The 16705-nt window shown below is 40.3% G+C and carries 12 protein-coding genes; 4 read left to right on the forward strand and 8 right to left on the reverse strand.

Annotation, left to right across the window (positions count from 1 at the left end; all coding sequences use genetic code 11):
- Positions 1-91: 91 nt before the first annotated feature.
- A complete protein-coding gene (locus ABJD64_RS23595) occupies positions 92-2029 on the reverse strand; it encodes a YgiQ family radical SAM protein (RefSeq protein WP_348181320.1) in 1938 nt (645 codons plus the stop codon).
- A 110-nt stretch (positions 2030-2139) separates the two neighbouring features.
- Between ABJD64_RS23595 and aroB the strand changes: the two genes are divergently transcribed.
- Entirely contained in the window at positions 2140-3192 is a 1053-nt protein-coding gene (gene aroB, locus ABJD64_RS23600; protein ID WP_348181321.1) for a 3-dehydroquinate synthase, read from the forward strand.
- Positions 3193-3203: 11 nt separating this feature from the next.
- Here the strand turns inward: aroB and ABJD64_RS23605 are convergent, their stop codons facing one another.
- Positions 3204-3380, reverse strand: a complete 177-nt coding sequence (locus ABJD64_RS23605; RefSeq protein ID WP_348181322.1) for a hypothetical protein — start codon at positions 3378-3380, stop codon at positions 3204-3206.
- A 271-nt stretch (positions 3381-3651) separates the two neighbouring features.
- Between ABJD64_RS23605 and ABJD64_RS23610 the strand changes: the two genes are divergently transcribed.
- The gene (locus ABJD64_RS23610; protein WP_348181323.1) at positions 3652-4881 is read left to right on the forward strand and encodes a 3-phosphoshikimate 1-carboxyvinyltransferase; all 1230 of its coding nucleotides are present in this window, start codon (positions 3652-3654) and stop codon (positions 4879-4881) included.
- Positions 4882-4885: 4 nt separating this feature from the next.
- Positions 4886-6469, forward strand: a complete 1584-nt coding sequence (locus ABJD64_RS23615) for a hypothetical protein (protein ID WP_348181324.1) — start codon at positions 4886-4888, stop codon at positions 6467-6469.
- Positions 6470-6476: 7 nt separating this feature from the next.
- Here ABJD64_RS23615 and ABJD64_RS23620 read toward each other — a convergent pair whose 3' ends face one another.
- The 3 genes from ABJD64_RS23620 to ABJD64_RS23630 all read right to left on the reverse strand — a co-directional run bounded on the left by ABJD64_RS23620 (position 6477) and on the right by ABJD64_RS23630 (position 9882).
- A complete protein-coding gene (locus ABJD64_RS23620) occupies positions 6477-8117 on the reverse strand; it encodes a hypothetical protein (protein WP_348181325.1) in 1641 nt (546 codons plus the stop codon).
- Between the two features lie 106 nt (positions 8118-8223).
- Positions 8224-9225 carry a FecR domain-containing protein gene (locus ABJD64_RS23625; RefSeq protein WP_348181326.1) on the reverse strand — a complete coding sequence of 334 codons (1002 nt, stop codon included), beginning with the start codon at positions 9223-9225 and terminating at the stop codon, positions 8224-8226.
- 33 nt (positions 9226-9258) lie between these two features.
- A complete protein-coding gene (locus ABJD64_RS23630; RefSeq protein WP_348181327.1) occupies positions 9259-9882 on the reverse strand; it encodes an RNA polymerase sigma-70 factor in 624 nt (207 codons plus the stop codon).
- Positions 9883-10057: 175 nt separating this feature from the next.
- On the opposite strand from ABJD64_RS23630, the gene ABJD64_RS23635 reads away from it, so the two are divergent.
- Positions 10058-12433: an ATP-binding protein gene (locus ABJD64_RS23635; protein WP_348181328.1), complete on the forward strand. Its 2376-nt coding sequence runs from the start codon at positions 10058-10060 to the stop codon at positions 12431-12433.
- Positions 12434-12438: 5 nt separating this feature from the next.
- On the opposite strand, the gene ABJD64_RS23640 is transcribed toward ABJD64_RS23635, so the two are convergent.
- The 3 genes from ABJD64_RS23640 to ABJD64_RS23650 all read right to left on the reverse strand — a co-directional run bounded on the left by ABJD64_RS23640 (position 12439) and on the right by ABJD64_RS23650 (position 16684).
- Complete coding sequence (locus ABJD64_RS23640; protein ID WP_348181329.1) at positions 12439-13800, reverse strand: S8 family serine peptidase; 1362 nt, start codon at positions 13798-13800, stop codon at positions 12439-12441.
- 19 nt (positions 13801-13819) lie between these two features.
- On the reverse strand, positions 13820-14971 hold the full coding sequence (locus ABJD64_RS23645) for a T9SS type A sorting domain-containing protein (RefSeq protein WP_348181330.1): 1152 nt from the start codon (positions 14969-14971) through the stop codon (positions 13820-13822).
- 339 nt (positions 14972-15310) lie between these two features.
- Positions 15311-16684 carry a S8 family serine peptidase gene (locus ABJD64_RS23650; RefSeq protein WP_348181331.1) on the reverse strand — a complete coding sequence of 458 codons (1374 nt, stop codon included), beginning with the start codon at positions 16682-16684 and terminating at the stop codon, positions 15311-15313.
- Positions 16685-16705: the final 21 nt, after the last annotated feature.

The raw sequence follows: 16705 nt of genomic DNA on the forward strand, positions 1-16705 counted from the left end.
GGTTGGTTGCGTTGCTTCAGTACCGCAACATACATAATTTCCTCAAAATCAAATAAAATTTGGAACCCTGCAAGAGTTCGAAAAAAGCAGTCTACCTTTTCCTGCTTTTACCCTTTCTTTTTCCTGAGAATGGTCTTTTCTTATCAAAAACGGTGGTCTTACTAGTATCTTTCTGAGCAAATTTCTTTTGAGGCGGTCTGCTGTTCAACAAACGCTCGATCAAGTCCTCGCGACCTTTGCTTTTCAATTTATCCTTGATTCTTTGACGGTATTCACTTTTATGCCAAAAGAAGAACATATGCTGGTTGCGCTTTTCCTTTTCAGATTTGGGGGTGAACAAACGTTGCATCGTGTAAGGATGATAACCCGAATAGTAAATCACAGTAGCTACGGTCATTGGAGTCGGTGTAAAATCCTGAACCTGCTCCAGCTTAAATCCCATGTCTTTGGTTTCCGCCGCAAGATTAGCCATATCCTCCTCCTTGCAGCCAGGATGGCTCGAAATAAAGTATGGAATCAACTGCTGATTCAGTTGATGCTTTTCGTTGATCTTGTCGTATTTCTTTTTAAACTCATGAAAGTGTTTGAACGAGGGCTTTCGCATGATTTTGAGTGTATCATCTGCCGTATGCTCAGGTGCTACCTTCAACCTTCCTGAGACATGGCGGGTAATCAACTGCTCCATATATTCATCGATACTGTCATTCGCCTCCTTATTGTAACTCTTGGTCAGCAAGTCATAGCGAATGCCACTACCTACGAATGCTTTTTTTACTTTAGGGTGCTTGTCCACCTTTCGGTAGATTTCGGTCATTGAACTATGATCTGTATCCAGGTTGCTGCAAATCACAGGATGAATACAGGATGGGCTCACACATCTGTCACAAATCTCCTGGACTTTCCCCTTCAGTCCGTACATATTGGCCGAAGGACCACCAAGGTCCGAAATGTATCCTTTGAAATCAGGCATATTCACCACTTCGTCTACCTCCTTCATGATTGATTCTTGACTCCGACTGGCTATGAATTTACCCTGATGTGCCGATATGGTACAAAAACTGCAACCGCCAAAACATCCGCGATGCATATTGATCGAAAACTTAATCATTTCGTAAGCCGGTATTGGGCCACGCTTATTGTACTTCGGATGCGGCAATCGGGTGTATGGCAGGTCAAAAGATTGATCAATTTCTTGCTCCGTCATGGTGTAGTAGGGTGGGTTGATTACCACCTGGTAATCTCCGGCCGCTTGAATAATTCTGTCCGCACGGAGCTTATTGGATTCCTGCTCCACATGCTTAAAGTTGGCAGCATAGGATTTGCTATCCCTTAAGCACTTTTCATGAGCACTGAGCGTAATGTCTTTCCAGTTTTTATTCTTTGGGACCTCTTCACTTCGAGGTGTTTTATAGCTCGTCTGAGGAATGCTAGTCAGTTGATGAAATGGCACGCCCTTGCCAAGCAAGTTCATAATTTCACGAAGCGGCTGCTCGCCCATGCCATATACCAACAGGTCCGCACCACTGTCTACCAAAATAGAAGGCATCAGCTTGTCCGACCAATAGTCATAATGAGTTACTCTCCTTAGACTGGCCTCCACTCCTCCTACCACAACAGGGACATCAGGATAGAGTTCCTTTAGAATTTTGGTATAGGTAATGGTCGCATAGTCCGGTCGAAACCCCGCAGCACCTCCTGGCGTGTAGGCGTCGTTTGATCGCTTTCTTTTATTGGCAGTGTAGTGATTCACCATAGAGTCCATACAACCAGAGGTGACGCCAAAAAACAACCTGGGCTTTCCAAATTTCTTAAAATCACGCAAGTCATCTTGCCAATTCGGTTGTGGAATGATACCCACCTTATACCCGGCAGAATGTATAATTCTCCCGATGACCGCCCCTCCAAAGGCCGGATGATCTACATAAGCATCTCCGGATATAATAACTACATCCAGTTCCTCCCAACCATGTGCCTCCAATTCTTTTTTTGTAATTGGAAGCCAATCCTTCAATTCATGCTCCACTGCCATCTTGCAAAGCTAGATAAAAAGAAGTGAATCGGGCATTTTCAGCTTTTGATCACCAATTGAAAGGAAATTAAAATGGACAAGATTACATTTGCCGCTGATAAAGCATAATCATGGAAAATCACCGTACAGAAATCACGAATGACATTACCCAAAGTATCCGTAATTTTCTCAGCGGGAAAAAATATAGCAAAATCGCTGTCATCTGCGATGAAAATTCAGAAGAGCATTGCCTACCAAAAATCCTTGATGCCTTACCAGAACACTTTCTGTTTCGAACAGATAGCGGCGAAGAAAACAAACACCTAGGCACATGTGAAAAGCTTTGGATGGCCTTGACTGAGGCGGGATTTGACCGTAAGGGACTTGTGATCAACTTAGGCGGTGGAGTGATTGGAGATATGGGTGGTTTTGTAGCTAGTACCTATAAGCGCGGGATGGACTTCCTTAATATTCCGACTACCTTGCTTTCACAAGTGGATGCGAGCGTTGGCGGGAAATTGGGTGTTGACTTTCATGGATTCAAAAACCATATCGGGTTGTTTGCTGAGCCCCAGAATGTGCTGATTGATACATCTTTCTATGGCACTTTACCAGAAAGGGAAGTGCGCTCCGGATTTGCGGAAGTCATTAAGCACGGCTTGATCTACGACAAATCCTATTGGGAAAAGGTGAAATTAGTAGATCTGAAAACCGCTGATTGGACAAACTTAGTTACCAGGTCCATTGAAATTAAAAAAGAAGTAGTATCGGAAGATCCATTTGAATCCGGATTAAGAAAAATTCTAAATTTTGGCCACACGCTGGGACATGCGATAGAATCTCATTTTCTTGACAAAGGAGAGCAGCGACTCTTGCATGGCGAGGCCATAGCCGCAGGCATGATCTGTGAGGCCTATCTTTCACAAAAGTTTACCGGATTGAGTACAGATGAATTGGAAGAAATTGTGTCCTACTTGATAGAAATCTATGAGCCAGTGGCTGTCGATAAATCACTTTTTGACGAAATCATTGGATTGACACTTCAGGATAAAAAGAACGAAGGAGGTTCTGTTCAGTTTAGTTTGCTCAAAACCATTGGCGCATGCCAGGTAAATGTGCCTATATCGGCACCTGACATGTTGGACGCAATGTTTTACCTCAACAAGTGTTTGGAAACAAACTGATCAACAGGTTACTAGACAAATAAGTCTGCCTTTGCATCTTCAGACACGATTACGTCATCTACTTTCTTGGTAGTTACTTTCTCGCTTTTGAAGTACAAATAGGTAGCCAACCCAACGGTAGCCCCTGCAGTTGCCCCTGCAACCAGTTTGCTCAAAATTCCTCTTCTTCTTTTGTTTGTACGCTTCATTATATTATTCTCTGACCTATGTATAAAACAACTTTTATTGTTTTGTCCCTCAAGCCCAAGCCTGAATTGTTTAAACGAAAATGTTAAGTAATAGATATACCAAATTGAAAACGAGTCGGGTTTTTATTCGGTGTTGGTTTAGGGGAACGTCCGACCCTTATCAATTAAGTCTATTGCAAGTAATGACATCTGCAAATTAAAATCCTGTCGAATGACTTCATTTTCCTGCCTAGACTTTAATATTGCACCTTTAAAATTTCAATAAGAGAGCATGAGTGGATCCATACAATTAAGTAAACCCGCAACAACATTATCCCTCGATGTGCCTCTGACTTCTTCAAAAAGTGAGAGCAATAGAGTATTGCTCTTGAATCAGTTGGGCGGAGGTCAATCATCGCTCAAAAATCTGTCTACGGCAAGAGATACGGTGACCATGAAAGCACTGCTTTCTTCAAAAGAATATACGCTCGATGTTCTAGACGCAGGTACAGTCATGCGCTTTATGACCGCCTTTCTTGCGATAAGAAAAACTGAGCGCAGGATTACCGGAACACCAAGAATGTGCAAAAGACCGATCAAGCTATTGGTAGATGCACTTAACAACCTAGGAGCCAATATCTCCTATGAAAATGAAGAAGGGTTCCCGCCACTGTTATTCAAAGCATTTAGTCAACAAAAGGTCAACCAACTTACTATACCGGGCAATATCAGCAGTCAATACATTTCTGCGCTTTTGATGATAGCTCCTACTCTTCCAGACGGGCTGACTATTACTTTGGAAGGAGAAATCTATAGTCGACCATATATCGAAATGACTTTGAATTTGATGGCGCATTTTGGTGCTGAAGGTCAATTTGAAGGCAATCAAATAAAAATAGAACCTCAGGAATATTCATCAAATAGCTATACCATTGAATCCGACTGGTCGGGCGCTAGTTATTGGTACAGTTTATATGCACTTGCTGGTAAAGCGCAAATTACGCTGAAAGGCTTGAGATCAGAATCCAATCAAGGCGACCATGCCATTGCTTCTATTATGGAGGGTCTGGGTGTGAAATCGACCTTTTCCGGAGAAACGGTTACACTCAGCAGAACGGACATAAAAAAAGAATTGACCATCAATTTCAAATCCTGTCCAGATCTTGCACAAACGGTGATGGCTTGTGCTGCCGCTTTGGGTGTAAATTTGGACATGACCGGATTGGAAAGTCTACGTATCAAAGAATCTGACCGAACAGCAGCTATGGCCTCCGAACTGTCAAAAATTGGCGCCACGCTGGAAGAGCATGAGAACGGAAGGTGGATTTTGACTTCACCTAAAAGTTTGGAGGTTTCTGAAACAATCACTTTCGATACCTACGATGATCATCGCATGGCCATGGCGCTGGCACCGCTTTGCATGAAATTTGATTGCGTCATCAACGAACCTGAGGTGGTGGTAAAATCGTACCCTGAATACTGGGATCATTTGGAGATGGCTGGAGTCCAACTAATAAGGTAGGTAGATGAAGAAAATTGTTTGTGTCCTCTTACTATTCTTTTATATCTCGCGCGTTTCAGCACAGCAAAATTTAGAAGTTGGCTATTTTCTGACTAATACCTTTGAGCCTATAGACAATATGATTGCGTTTGATCCTGCAAAGGGGAATGCTATCAATATCACAGCCAATGGCATGCAAAATTTCATTCTTGGATATTTCATTGATAAGGACGGGGAAAAAACTGAAGGCTACATCAAAAAACTCTTAGGTTCCAAAGAATTTGAATTCAAAAAAACAACTAGTGATGAGCCTGTCAAAGTGAAGGCCTCAGCAGTGAAAGCCTACAAGGTAGGACTTGATTCTTTTGTGGTCATGCAAAACTTACAGACGGTCAATTTCAGTTATCCACACATAAAATACCCAAAGTTCGTTTTGGTCGAATCTTACAACGACTCCATCGTAATTTATAAACATGATAAAAAGACCTCTGTTGATCGTTTTTTAAAATACCAGAATAAGTTCTATAGCGTTCCTTTACATCATTCAAAAAATTTTAGAAATCGTCTGCTCAGCTTATTTGGTCATAATGAATTCATAACAGAATACATTGACCAGACAAAAATAGGACAGCATAATATCGATCAGTTGCTCGATGCACTTAAAAATTATCAAATCTTTCAGAATAAAGACAGTATCTATCTAAACCAACAATACCAAGAATGCAGTCGTGCAGAAGCTTCCTATTTTGCCATGATTACAGATGTGAAAGACCTTAATTTTACCCTAAGCTACTTTGACACAAATGGACAAAAGCTAGCAACCGGCCAATATAAATCACTAAAGCCTCGAATTAGACATGGCCAATTTGAGTGGTATCACCCAAATGGAAACATAAGAAAAATAGCAAGCTACGAGGATAATGAATCTGCAAGAAGTGAAAACTTCTATTCAAACGGACAATTACATTATATCCAAAAAAATTCTCCATATGATGGCCTGGTTTATGAAAAAGTGTTTGACCCGACGGGTAAAGAGGTTGCAAATTTAAATATGGCTAAGGCACAAGAATCATTTTACGACAGTGTCAGGTCAAGACAAATTACTCGCCACTATAAAAGGGGTTTACTTATTGAAAGTAAGGTCTACCACAAATCAGAAGCATTAACATATACTCAAATGACCAAAAGGAACTTGAAGTACATCAAAATGAGCGAAAGTATGTGGAATCATTTTAAATCCATATTAAGATATGACGACGAAATGATTTTGGCCGAAGAGCAAGGTACTGCTTATGTAAGGCTTCTTGTAGATGGCGAAGGTAAGTTAATTGAAATTGAGATCCTTCAGGGAATTAGCGAAGAAACAGATAAAAAAATAACTGAAGCGTTTATCAAAACCAACAACAACCATAAAATTTGGAGAGCTTCAAAGAATTTTGAAGGTGAATTCATGACACAAGAAATTGTTATCCCAATCAATTTTAGCATAAAATCGGAGAGCCTTCAAAATAACTACTTTTACTATGACCCATTTATGTTTAATCAATGGCACCAACAAATGCAACAGCAAATGCTGATGGAGAGTATTCAGGTTCCTCAAGGTTTTTAGGCTTAATCTAAAACCTCACAGAAACTGCATATCCTACCCAAGCCAGGATATACAGATTATCACTGGTCTTTTCATAGAATCCCGACCTTTTGATGTCTCCATAAGTATCTGTAGAAGGGTTGTAAATATTAGTGAGGTACAAGTTGAGTACCGGTCCAGCATTTAATGACAAGTGTTTAGCTAATTGATAACCCACGTTAAAATTGAGTCTATTGAGCAGATTCATATGATCTTCTTCCATATCTCGATCTGGGTTAAGAAGGTGATGCGCCACCAGCTCGAAATTACCGTACCATTTATCTTTTAGCCTGAGCTGAGTTCCGAGTCCTAATCCATAGTTCCATAGATTCTCCTTTGACGGATCTATACCTGCTGACATTATGCTATAAAATCTTGGGACACCCGACCGAAAGGTCACATTCAATGGCATAAATTCATTATGCTCGATGGCCAGCTCGTGCATCCCCTTTCTTACAAAGGAAAACAGGCCTATAGGCACACCTCTTTCTACCGTATCTGCTATGTTGATAATGCCCAACTGAATTCCTCTGAGTTTTTTTGTCACATTAAGAAGCCCTGAAACCTGAACGCCTTCAGTCTCTTTTGCCATATTCAAAAAACCAGATAATTGTGCCCCCTTTACTTCTTTTGATACATTCGTAAATCCAGCTGCCTGTACTCCTTTTACTTTACCTGTTGATAAATTCACAAAGCCGGCCGCTTGTACGCCGTCCATTTTCTTTGAGAGGTTTACAAAACCCGCTCCTTGTGCACCTTTGATACTATCTGTGACAAGGTTGAAAAAGCCAGCTACCTGAACGCCCTCGGTGTAGCCTTTTGTTGTATTGATAAATCCTCCGAGCTGCACACCATGAGATTCACCACCTGTAGCGTTACCAAATCCACCGATTTGCACTCCGTTCATTTCCTTTCGGTCAATGTTAAAAACTCCGCCAAGCTCAACACCATTTAGGCCATGAGCATATCCCGCCAACAAATTAATAGAAATATTATTTTTGATCTTACCACTTAACGTACCATTGGTTCCTACCATCGGTACAACAGAGAATTGAATGAATCTCTCTTCATCCATACTCACATTTCGCACGTTTTTGTGAGACTGCTTAGGCGTAAAAAACTGAACCAGCTTCTTTGTTTCTATTTCGAACCGATCAACAATCCTAATCTTCTCATTTTTTACTGGTTTCAATGAAACTGACATTTCTGAAATGTTCTGTACACGGATTATAGTATCCTGATAATGCTCCCGACTGATGGCAAATGTGGCGTAATCAGTTTTGGCAGAAACAACCAGATCAAAATGCCCTCTGTCATCAGTAAGAGTGGCATTCAGTTTATTTACTTCATAAATGGTGGCGTCCTTTATTACCTTCCCGGTTTGTGCATCCTTTACCGCTCCTGATAATTTAACAGTGTGCTTTTTTACCACGTTGTTTTTGGGTTGAATAATTACATAGCTTCCTCTGTACTTGTAGCTAAAGTTAGTTCCCAATAAAACCTCCAAAACTTCATCCAAAGGTTGATTTTGAAAAGACCTACTTAGCAATCCACCATGCGAGAAATGATCGGGGTTATAAGACAACCTTATTCCCTCCAGAGCATTGATTTGAGTGAGTGCCTGGCTCACAGTCACCTCTTTTAAATTAACAGTAATTGGTCTCTCTGGTAAGTTTTGAGACCGACCTGGTTCCATAGAAATCAATAGAGCCCACAAAAGTAAGTGCCGCCTTAACTTAGTCCGAGCACCCATCTCCGGCAAGTAAGTAGACTCCATCTTTTTTTGACCAAACCAAATTCAGCGTTTCTCCTATAATGTTAAGTACATTTTCCAGTGACTCTTCTTCAAAATCTACGCTGATTTTACAATTAACAATGTTTGCATTGGAAGTTTCAATTTTAGTATCATAAACGGCTTGAAGAGCACCCAATACTTCTGACAACGGAGTTGCTTGAAAAGTCAGCGCTTTAGTGCGCCAGTAATTTTGCATTCCAATTTTGTTTGTTTCAAGCTTAACTAATAGCTGACTACTCCTATAATAGATTCCTTTGAAACCTGGCGTAAGAATTTCCTCTTTGTCAGACACTATCATTTGAACGCGGCCGGTATCTACCGTTACCACCACACTATCTGAAGCTGAATTATTAATATTGAAGGAAGTACCTAGCACTTTAACTTGTATTTCTCCAGTCTCGATCACAAAAAGTTGATCGGGATTATGCTTCACATCAAAGTATGCTTCACCTTTAAGCTTGACTCTTCGCTCTTTATCCCCGAATTCTGAAGTGTAGATCAACTGACTGTTTTTGTTGAGTGTTATATGAGACCCATCGGGAAGGTCTACTGATTGTATGTCTCTGGAAGCTGATAACTCTGTGTTTTCTATTTTATGCGTTAACTGATATGCCAACCATCCTGCTCCAACCACCAAAAGAATGGTGGCGGCTATTTTAAGAAAGTCATACAGCCCATCATTTCGAGAAGTATCAGTTCCCTTTTTTGGCCTAAAAGTATTACTCCATGCCTTTTCCACATCATATTCCAATGCAACCTGTCCAACACTTTTCAAGGCGTGCACATCTATAAAGAATATCCTACAGCGTTCAAAATTCTGTTGATTCTCAAGAGATAAATCTTTCCAGTACAACACCATTTCTTGTTCGTCAGGACTTACTTCCTCGACAAAATACCTGAACAATAGTTCCTCAGAAACGATATGTCTTTTTCTCTTGCTCATCTTCCGCTATAATGTGGACAACTACCTTTCATTTTACCCCCACAAGTTTTTTTGTAGTACCGAAATCACCCAAAACACAAAGCTTGGCAAATGCCTGCTCAGTGCAGTCCGCATAACCTTTAGGGCACGTCCCATTTGGTTTTCCACTGTCTTAATGGACAAGCTCAACTCATCCGCTATTTCTTTATATTTTTTTTCCTCAAATCGGCTCATTTCAAAAATCTGTCTGCATTTTTCAGGCAGTTGATTCAGTGCATTGTTTATTTCGATTTGCAATTCGTCCAACTCAAGAAAGTTAGTTTCGAATGAATCGACCTTATTTTGCTCTTGCTTTTCGTAGCGACGTTCAATTTTCTTATGCTTCAGGAAATTCAGGCTTGCATTTCTGACAGCCCCATAGAGATATGACTTTATTGCAGTACGGATTTCTATTTGATCGGATTTTATCCAAACATTTGTAAAAACATCTTGGACTAGCTCTTCGGCTATTTCATGACTCCCTACATACTGGAATGCAAAAGCGGCAAGTTGCTGATAGTAGGTCTTGAAAACTTCCTCAAAGTCTCCTTCACTAGATAGATCGATGATGTTTTTTGTGCTTTTCAAGTCAATTTTCAACAACTCGACGAAACTATCAAGAATTGGTAATAATCGCACCAAAATCGAAACTTTTAAAGCCCTTGGAAGTCATTCGACGAAATATCCCTTCTTTTCACATTATTTTTTTTGGTGAATTGACTGATTTAAGTAGCTTAGTTTGATACGAATTGTTCAAACATATTCTACATACCCCATACAACAACTAAAAACACACCCATTTAGGCAAATATTTATGAATTTACCGCTTGAAAAATCAAGATCTTTCGTACTCCTAATCTTACTTCTGATGTTTTGGGGATCAGTCTGTCTAGCGCAGGGAATCGATGATAGGGAAAAAGAAAGAATCGGCGCACTTCTTGCAAATGCTAAAAAAAATCTCAACAAAAAAAGACTAGTTGTTTCCCTGAATCAAGCTGAATCTGCATTAAATCTGGCGAAAAATATTGCTGACGCACAAAAGACGTGGGAAGCTAAAAACCTTATTGGAGAGATTTATCTGACTCAAAACGAATTTCAGAAGGCTATTCATTTATTTCTGGAAATGAGTATGCAGGCAGAGAAAGTTAATAATTATAGCGTGTCAGCAAACGGTTACCTTTCCTTGGCCAATATATATTCTCATATGGGAGCCTTTAATAAAGCTGCTGAAACTTACGAGATTGCCTATGACCAATTCAACCAAATCGATTACGAATTAGGAATGATTGAGGTAAAATCGGCAGCAAGCCTCAACTATCTGATATCAAATCAATCCGAAAAAGCGCTGGCCTCATTTCAGAAGCTGCTAGAGTTGGCCATCAGGGATAGTTTAGCTTATTTTAAATTGATTGCTCACGATGGTCTCTTGGAAGTACACCAAAAAGCTGGAAATTATGAGGAAGGAATCGAAGTTGGAGAAGCCTACATTGCCCTAATAGAAACCGAAGGAGGCAGTGACCAAATGGCTGCAAATGCCCATAATCAGATGGCCGCTCTCTACTTGACTGCCGGAGAAAATGAAAAAGCCCTAACTTCTCTGAAAAGTTCCGAAACTATTGGTACTAGAAATCCAACAGGAAACAAAATTCTTAGCAATACTTATCGTCTATTGTCAAAGACACATCTGGCACTTGGTAGTCAAAAGGAAGCAGACCAATATGATAGCAAATTCAAAACTTTAAAAAGCAGACTTCCAAGTCAAGCCAAGTATCACCCTGATGATCTTGAGGAAGCAGAAATAGTTGCCAGAGACCTAGAAAGAATCTCAAGAGCAATAGTGATAGAAAAGGATCTTTCACGACAGGCTGAGGAAAAAACCAAAAGAAATGAAATCTTAAGTAACGAAATTGCCAGGTTGAAATTCCTTGAGCATGAAGCTTTGGTGGGCAACAGAGATCTTGGTCACTCAGCACTTGAAGCTGAATATATTCATCAGGATTTAATGGTGGCTCAGCACCAATTTGAAAGTACTGAAAGACAAGCTGAGATTCTTAGATACAAAGCAAGTCTTGTTCGCCGGCAACTGGAACTAAAAATAGCACAAGAAGAAAAGCTTATTCTCACTCAAGAAGCAGAGATAAATGCCAAAAGACAGCAAATTTATTTGATTGCAGGTGGGGCGATCATTTTGATTGCGATAATTCTGGGAGTAGAATACGTTAGGGTTAGAAATCTCAATAAACTTCTTAAAAAACAACAAGCTACCATTCACCAAAGAAATGTAGAGTTAGAAATTAGCAATGCCACCATTATGGAAAAAAATGCAAAATTGCATAAAGCGCATGATGAGCTAAAACGTACACAGGCCAACCTGATTCAAGCTGAAAAAATGTCTGCTCTCGGCATGCTGACCGCTGGTATAGCTCACGAGGTAAACAACCCAATCAGTTTTGTTTCCAATGGTCTTCAAATACTCGAAGAAAACATCTCAGAGGCCTTCGACAATTTATCAACATTCGAGCAAGTACTTCAGTTAGATGATATTGATGAAATCAAAAGCAACTACAACATCCACAAAGCAGAAAATGCTAGTGTCTCGATGCTAAAAAAAGACACGGCTGACTTACTAGAAGATGTGAAATTTGGTGCTACAAGAATTACTGAAATAGTAGATGGATTGAGGATCTTCTCACGGAAAGATGAGAAGAAGTTTAAAAAAGCACATTTACATGAAATCATCGATTCCGCCCTTCTTATTTCAAAGTCAAAGTATAAAGGACGCGTTCAGATCATCAAAGAATATGGTGTTGATATTCCTGCAATTGACTGTTTTCCCGGACAACTCAATCAAATTTTTATTAATCTGATAGGAAACGCAGCAGACGCTATTGAAGGAGAAGGCTGGATCAAGGTCATGCTTCAAAATGTTTCAGGTAAGTACGTTAGGGCAATTGTCCAGGATAGTGGTTCCGGTATGACTGAGGATGTGAAAAAGAAAATATTTGAGCCGCTCTACACCACTAAAGAATCTGGCAAGGGTACCGGCTTAGGACTTTCGATAACCACCGACATCATAAAAACGCACAGAGGACATATCGAGGTAAGAAGCAAGGTTGGCGTAGGCACAGCATTTATCCTTACCCTCCATGTAGATCTAATGAAGGGTAAGGAAGAGGCTGAAAATGCCTAATAATTCTATTCTGTTACTGCGCGATGTGCATTAATTCTACCATATCCATATTGTTTATCGCGACCAGGTTCACCTATATCATCAGCAGTATTTTTGATTTTCATCCCAATCTCCCGTGGTGAAAGCAACTCGTCATTCTGAGCACTGATTAGAGCAGCAAGTGCAGAAGCATGAGCCGTAGCAATTCCCGTCCCGTAAGTAACATCATATCGATTATTGAATCCTATGACAACCACTGAGGTGATTAGTCCATCTGGAAAACCTCCATTAAGTCTTAAATCATTTCCACCTGGAGCCACTACGTCAACTGCTGAAAATCCGTAATTGCTATAAGATGCCAGACTGTCGAAACCCATTTGATTGATCGGTGCAGTAGCACCAACTGAAAGTACTCCTTTTATCTGAGATGGCATATGAATATTCTCAGTTGTTTCATCAAGATTTATTCCGAGGTAGGTCTCATCGCCGTCACCCGCCGCCGCTGCAATAAAAGCGCCCTTACAATTTGCATATCTAATGGCCTTTTTCAGTGCGGTAATCGATGTGAACAGGTTACTACATTCATAATAATTTGATGAAAAATGAGATCCGAAACTAATGTTGATTATGTCCGCCTCTGCATTATCCACCGCATACATTATACCAGCTATCAAATCCGAAAAGGTCCCGCTTCCATCTTGTTTTAATACTTTAATATTGATTAAAGTGGTATGCGGTGCCAGTCCTGCGATAAATATGTTGTTAGTAGAAATTATGCCCGCAATCTGAGTACCATGTCCATTGTCATCATCGAGATCAATAGGGTTATCACTAGTAAGATTAATACTTGCGGACGCATCGCATTTTCCAGTAAGATCGATATGATTTGCGTTGATTCCTGTATCTACAATGGCCACACGCACCGACTCTTCCCCTTGTTCAATCGACCAAGCCGTACCGGCTTCTATTGTTCTCATATTCCATTGGAGTATATTGTAGAAGGCGGCATCAGTTGGTTCGTTGTGATTAAGTACTCTAGTTGAACTCATGGCATCTACCTGAAGCGGTTCATCAACTCTTTGCCTCAACCAGTCTACTTCAACATCCCTGCCAATAGCTATAATTTTTATTCGCTTTTTCAGATTTAAAATTGAAGTATCAGTCAGGCCACTTACCTTGGCTACACCTATATTCCCATGTATGCGTTCAACCGCACCTCCAACTTGGGCAACTGCTCCTATAAATTCATCCTTATTCCCCCAGTATATTACCAAATGGTCGTCTGTCGAATTTTGATTAGTACAAGTCGGCGAATTGTCACCATCACCATAACAACCCATAAGAATTAAGCATAACATTATGAGTATTGAATAATTACTTTTCATCATAAAATAAATTTTTAAATGTTTAGTTAATCAGTAATCTCTGGGTTAGGATTTCTTTGTCAACTTCGATTTGAATAAGGTACAATCCAGAAGGCAATGGCACTTCGAGTTGCATTAAATTGACCTCATCAAGGATTGGTTTTTGGATCAAAAGATTACCTCTTGCATCGAGAATGCTTACTTTTTGAGGTGGAAATCCTGATTGGAAATCAAGTCGAACACTTTTTGTAAATTGATTAACTGGATTGGGGTAAATATTGACAATCCGATTAAATGAAAAATGATCTACTCTTTTGTTTTCAAATATTTCAAATGAACCGTCATAATCAACTGCCTTTAGTCTATAGTAATAGATGCCTGTCGCCGGTGATCCATCCTTGAAATTATAGTGAATGATTTTTGAGGAATTTCCATGACCTTTGACTTGACCGATGGAAATATATTCGGATCCGTCTGCTGATCTTTGGACTTCAAAAAAATCAAAATTTTCCTCTGATGCTGTTGCCCATTTCAAATGGATTCCTTTACCATACGATTCTGCTTTAAAGTCCAGTAACACTACAGGAAGCTCGGAAGTAACCTCACTATATAAGACGGGGTGATTAGTACTTAAGTCGTCAAAATTACCGCCATATCCCGTGCCCGTTATTGCTCCATCAACATACAAATCATCTGCTCCGGCGTTGTCCGAATAAACAGACCCTCCATCAATTGTCAAATTACCTGAAACCACGATGACACCATCTCCCCTAATAGTTACAAAAGATCCATTGGTATCAAAATTGCCATAGATTTTTAGAACACCATTATCTCTTATATCCAAAGTCATAAAAGCACCTGTAAATGTAAGGTCACCAAATATGGTGAGGGTATCATGAGCCTCAATTGTCAACCCTTCGGAGAAAACCGTATGAGAATAGTTCAATGATTCTGAAACGGTTATATCTCCTCGCACAGTTGCCCAGCGATTAACCCCTGAGGTTGGTCCACCACCTACATCCCAGTTGCCGGACACATCCCATGTTGAACCTGTCTGCCAATCACCAGGTAAATCATTTATGGACAACTCCTGTGCGATACTTGAATAAAAAATGAAAATGGATAAAAATAATAATAGAATGGAACCGGATCCAGATGAGATTGGATAACGGAAAATAATTAGATTTTTATTCATAGGTCCAGGCCATATTTTAAGTTCATGAAGAGACTATATGAACTTAAATGCGAAGCCGGCTATAGATTACCCCTAATTAGCTAATATTTTTTTGTTGGAAAACAATGTAAAGGATTGTAACAGTACGCGAATAACTTCATGTCTCAAGATTTGAGCCCTTTGTTCAATCAAAAAACCTGTCAAGGATACTGGCCCGTGACATTCGCTAATCACAGAAATCATAAAAATCTACAATAGATAATCGATACGAGAAGTAAAATTAGAGTTGGAAACATTCCTCCTTACCCTTCATCTAGAATTACTGAAGCGTGCGGAAAAAGCAGAATAATACTTAGTTTTTTATTCAGTCACTGCTCTGTGCGCATTGATTCTACCGTTACCGTATAGTTTATCACGACCCGGCTCTCCAATATCATCTGCAGTCTCATTTATCTTTTGCTTTAACTGTTCAACAGTCAGACTCTCATTGTTTTGAGCACTTATTAAAGCTGCCAGAGCAGACACGTGAGCCGCAGCTATTCCGGTTCCTGAGGCCATGTTGTAGCGGTTGACGGAACCATTTACTAAATAAGGGGAGACTGTGCTAAAGATACCGTCTGTGAATGTCCCGTTTACTAATAAGTCATTTCCTCCAGGAGCCACAACATCAACTCCATGAAATCCATAATTTGAATAAGATGCCAAACTATCAAAATCAGCCTGATTTATCGCAGTAGTTGCTCCTACCGAATAGATACCCTGTAATTGAGAGGGAACATGCATCATTCCACCATTGGCATCCAAATCCATTCCCATGCTCATTTCATCTCCATCACCAGCAGCCGCTACAATTAGTTTACCTTGTCTTTTCGCGTAATGGACTGCTAGTTTCAGGCAAAGAATGGCGGTTCTGAGCTCTTGACATCTGTAAAAATTGGTTGAGAAATGAGACCCAAAACTGATATTGATGATGTCAGCATCGGCATCTACTGCAGCATGCATTATGCCTCCAATCAAATCTGCAAAGTTGCCAGAACCATCATCCTGCAATACTTTTACTCCAACCATTGTGGTATGAGGGGCTAAGCCTGCCAGTCTAATATTATTCGTAGAAATAACTCCTGACACTAGGGTGCCATGTCCATTTCTATCTTCCAAATCCGAAGGATCATTGTTGCTCAAATTTATACTTGCAGAAAGATCATATCTACCTGACAGGTCCAAATGATCAGGACTGATTCCGCTATCAATGATGGCCACTCTTACCTGCTCATCCCCTTGCTCGACCGACCAGGCTTCACCAGCACCGATTTGCTTCATTCCCCACTGAAAGAAATTATAAAAAGCAGCAGAGGTTGGATCTCCGTGATCGCGAGTTCTTAGCGATGTTTCTGTTGTTGTCTCGACAGGCTCATCAATCCGCTGCCTGAGCCAGTCAACCTCAATATCTCTGGACACCGCTGATATCCACCATCGATTTCGTTGAAGTTTTCTAGCCGCGCGATCTGAAAGCCCGCTCACTTTGGCTACACCAATTTCCTCATGCACTCTTTCTACTGCACCACCCACTTTGCTTACTAAGTTGGACAGCTGGCTGGAACTACACCTGAAGATTACCAGATGGTGATCGGATACATCTTCAGTTAAACACACTGGCGGTTCGTGCGGATCTCCTCCACAACTAAAAAACATGACCAATCCAACAAAAAAACTTACTTTATAAATACGTTCCATGACCCAATACTTAAAATTCCA

The organism is Reichenbachiella sp. (assembly GCF_039944555.1).
In the GTDB taxonomy this organism is placed as follows: Bacteria; Bacteroidota; Bacteroidia; order Cytophagales; family Cyclobacteriaceae; genus Reichenbachiella.

Excerpts from the sequence above, each read along its gene's own strand:
- ABJD64_RS23610 (WP_348181323.1), top strand. The coding sequence starts at position 3,652 with ATGAGTGGATCCATACAATTAAGTAAACCCGCAACAACATTATCCCTC.
- ABJD64_RS23605 (WP_348181322.1), bottom strand. The coding sequence starts at position 3,380 with ATGAAGCGTACAAACAAAAGAAGAAGAGGAATTTTGAGCAAACTGGTT.
- ABJD64_RS23640 (WP_348181329.1), bottom strand. The coding sequence starts at position 13,800 with ATGATGAAAAGTAATTATTCAATACTCATAATGTTATGCTTAATTCTT.
- ABJD64_RS23595 (WP_348181320.1), bottom strand. The coding sequence starts at position 2,029 with ATGGCAGTGGAGCATGAATTGAAGGATTGGCTTCCAATTACAAAAAAA.
- ABJD64_RS23615 (WP_348181324.1), top strand. The coding sequence starts at position 4,886 with ATGAAGAAAATTGTTTGTGTCCTCTTACTATTCTTTTATATCTCGCGC.
- ABJD64_RS23650 (WP_348181331.1), bottom strand. The coding sequence starts at position 16,684 with ATGGAACGTATTTATAAAGTAAGTTTTTTTGTTGGATTGGTCATGTTT.
- ABJD64_RS23645 (WP_348181330.1), bottom strand. The coding sequence starts at position 14,971 with ATGAATAAAAATCTAATTATTTTCCGTTATCCAATCTCATCTGGATCC.
- ABJD64_RS23625 (WP_348181326.1), bottom strand. The coding sequence starts at position 9,225 with ATGAGCAAGAGAAAAAGACATATCGTTTCTGAGGAACTATTGTTCAGG.
- aroB (WP_348181321.1), top strand. The coding sequence starts at position 2,140 with ATGGAAAATCACCGTACAGAAATCACGAATGACATTACCCAAAGTATC.
- ABJD64_RS23635 (WP_348181328.1), top strand. The coding sequence starts at position 10,058 with ATGAATTTACCGCTTGAAAAATCAAGATCTTTCGTACTCCTAATCTTA.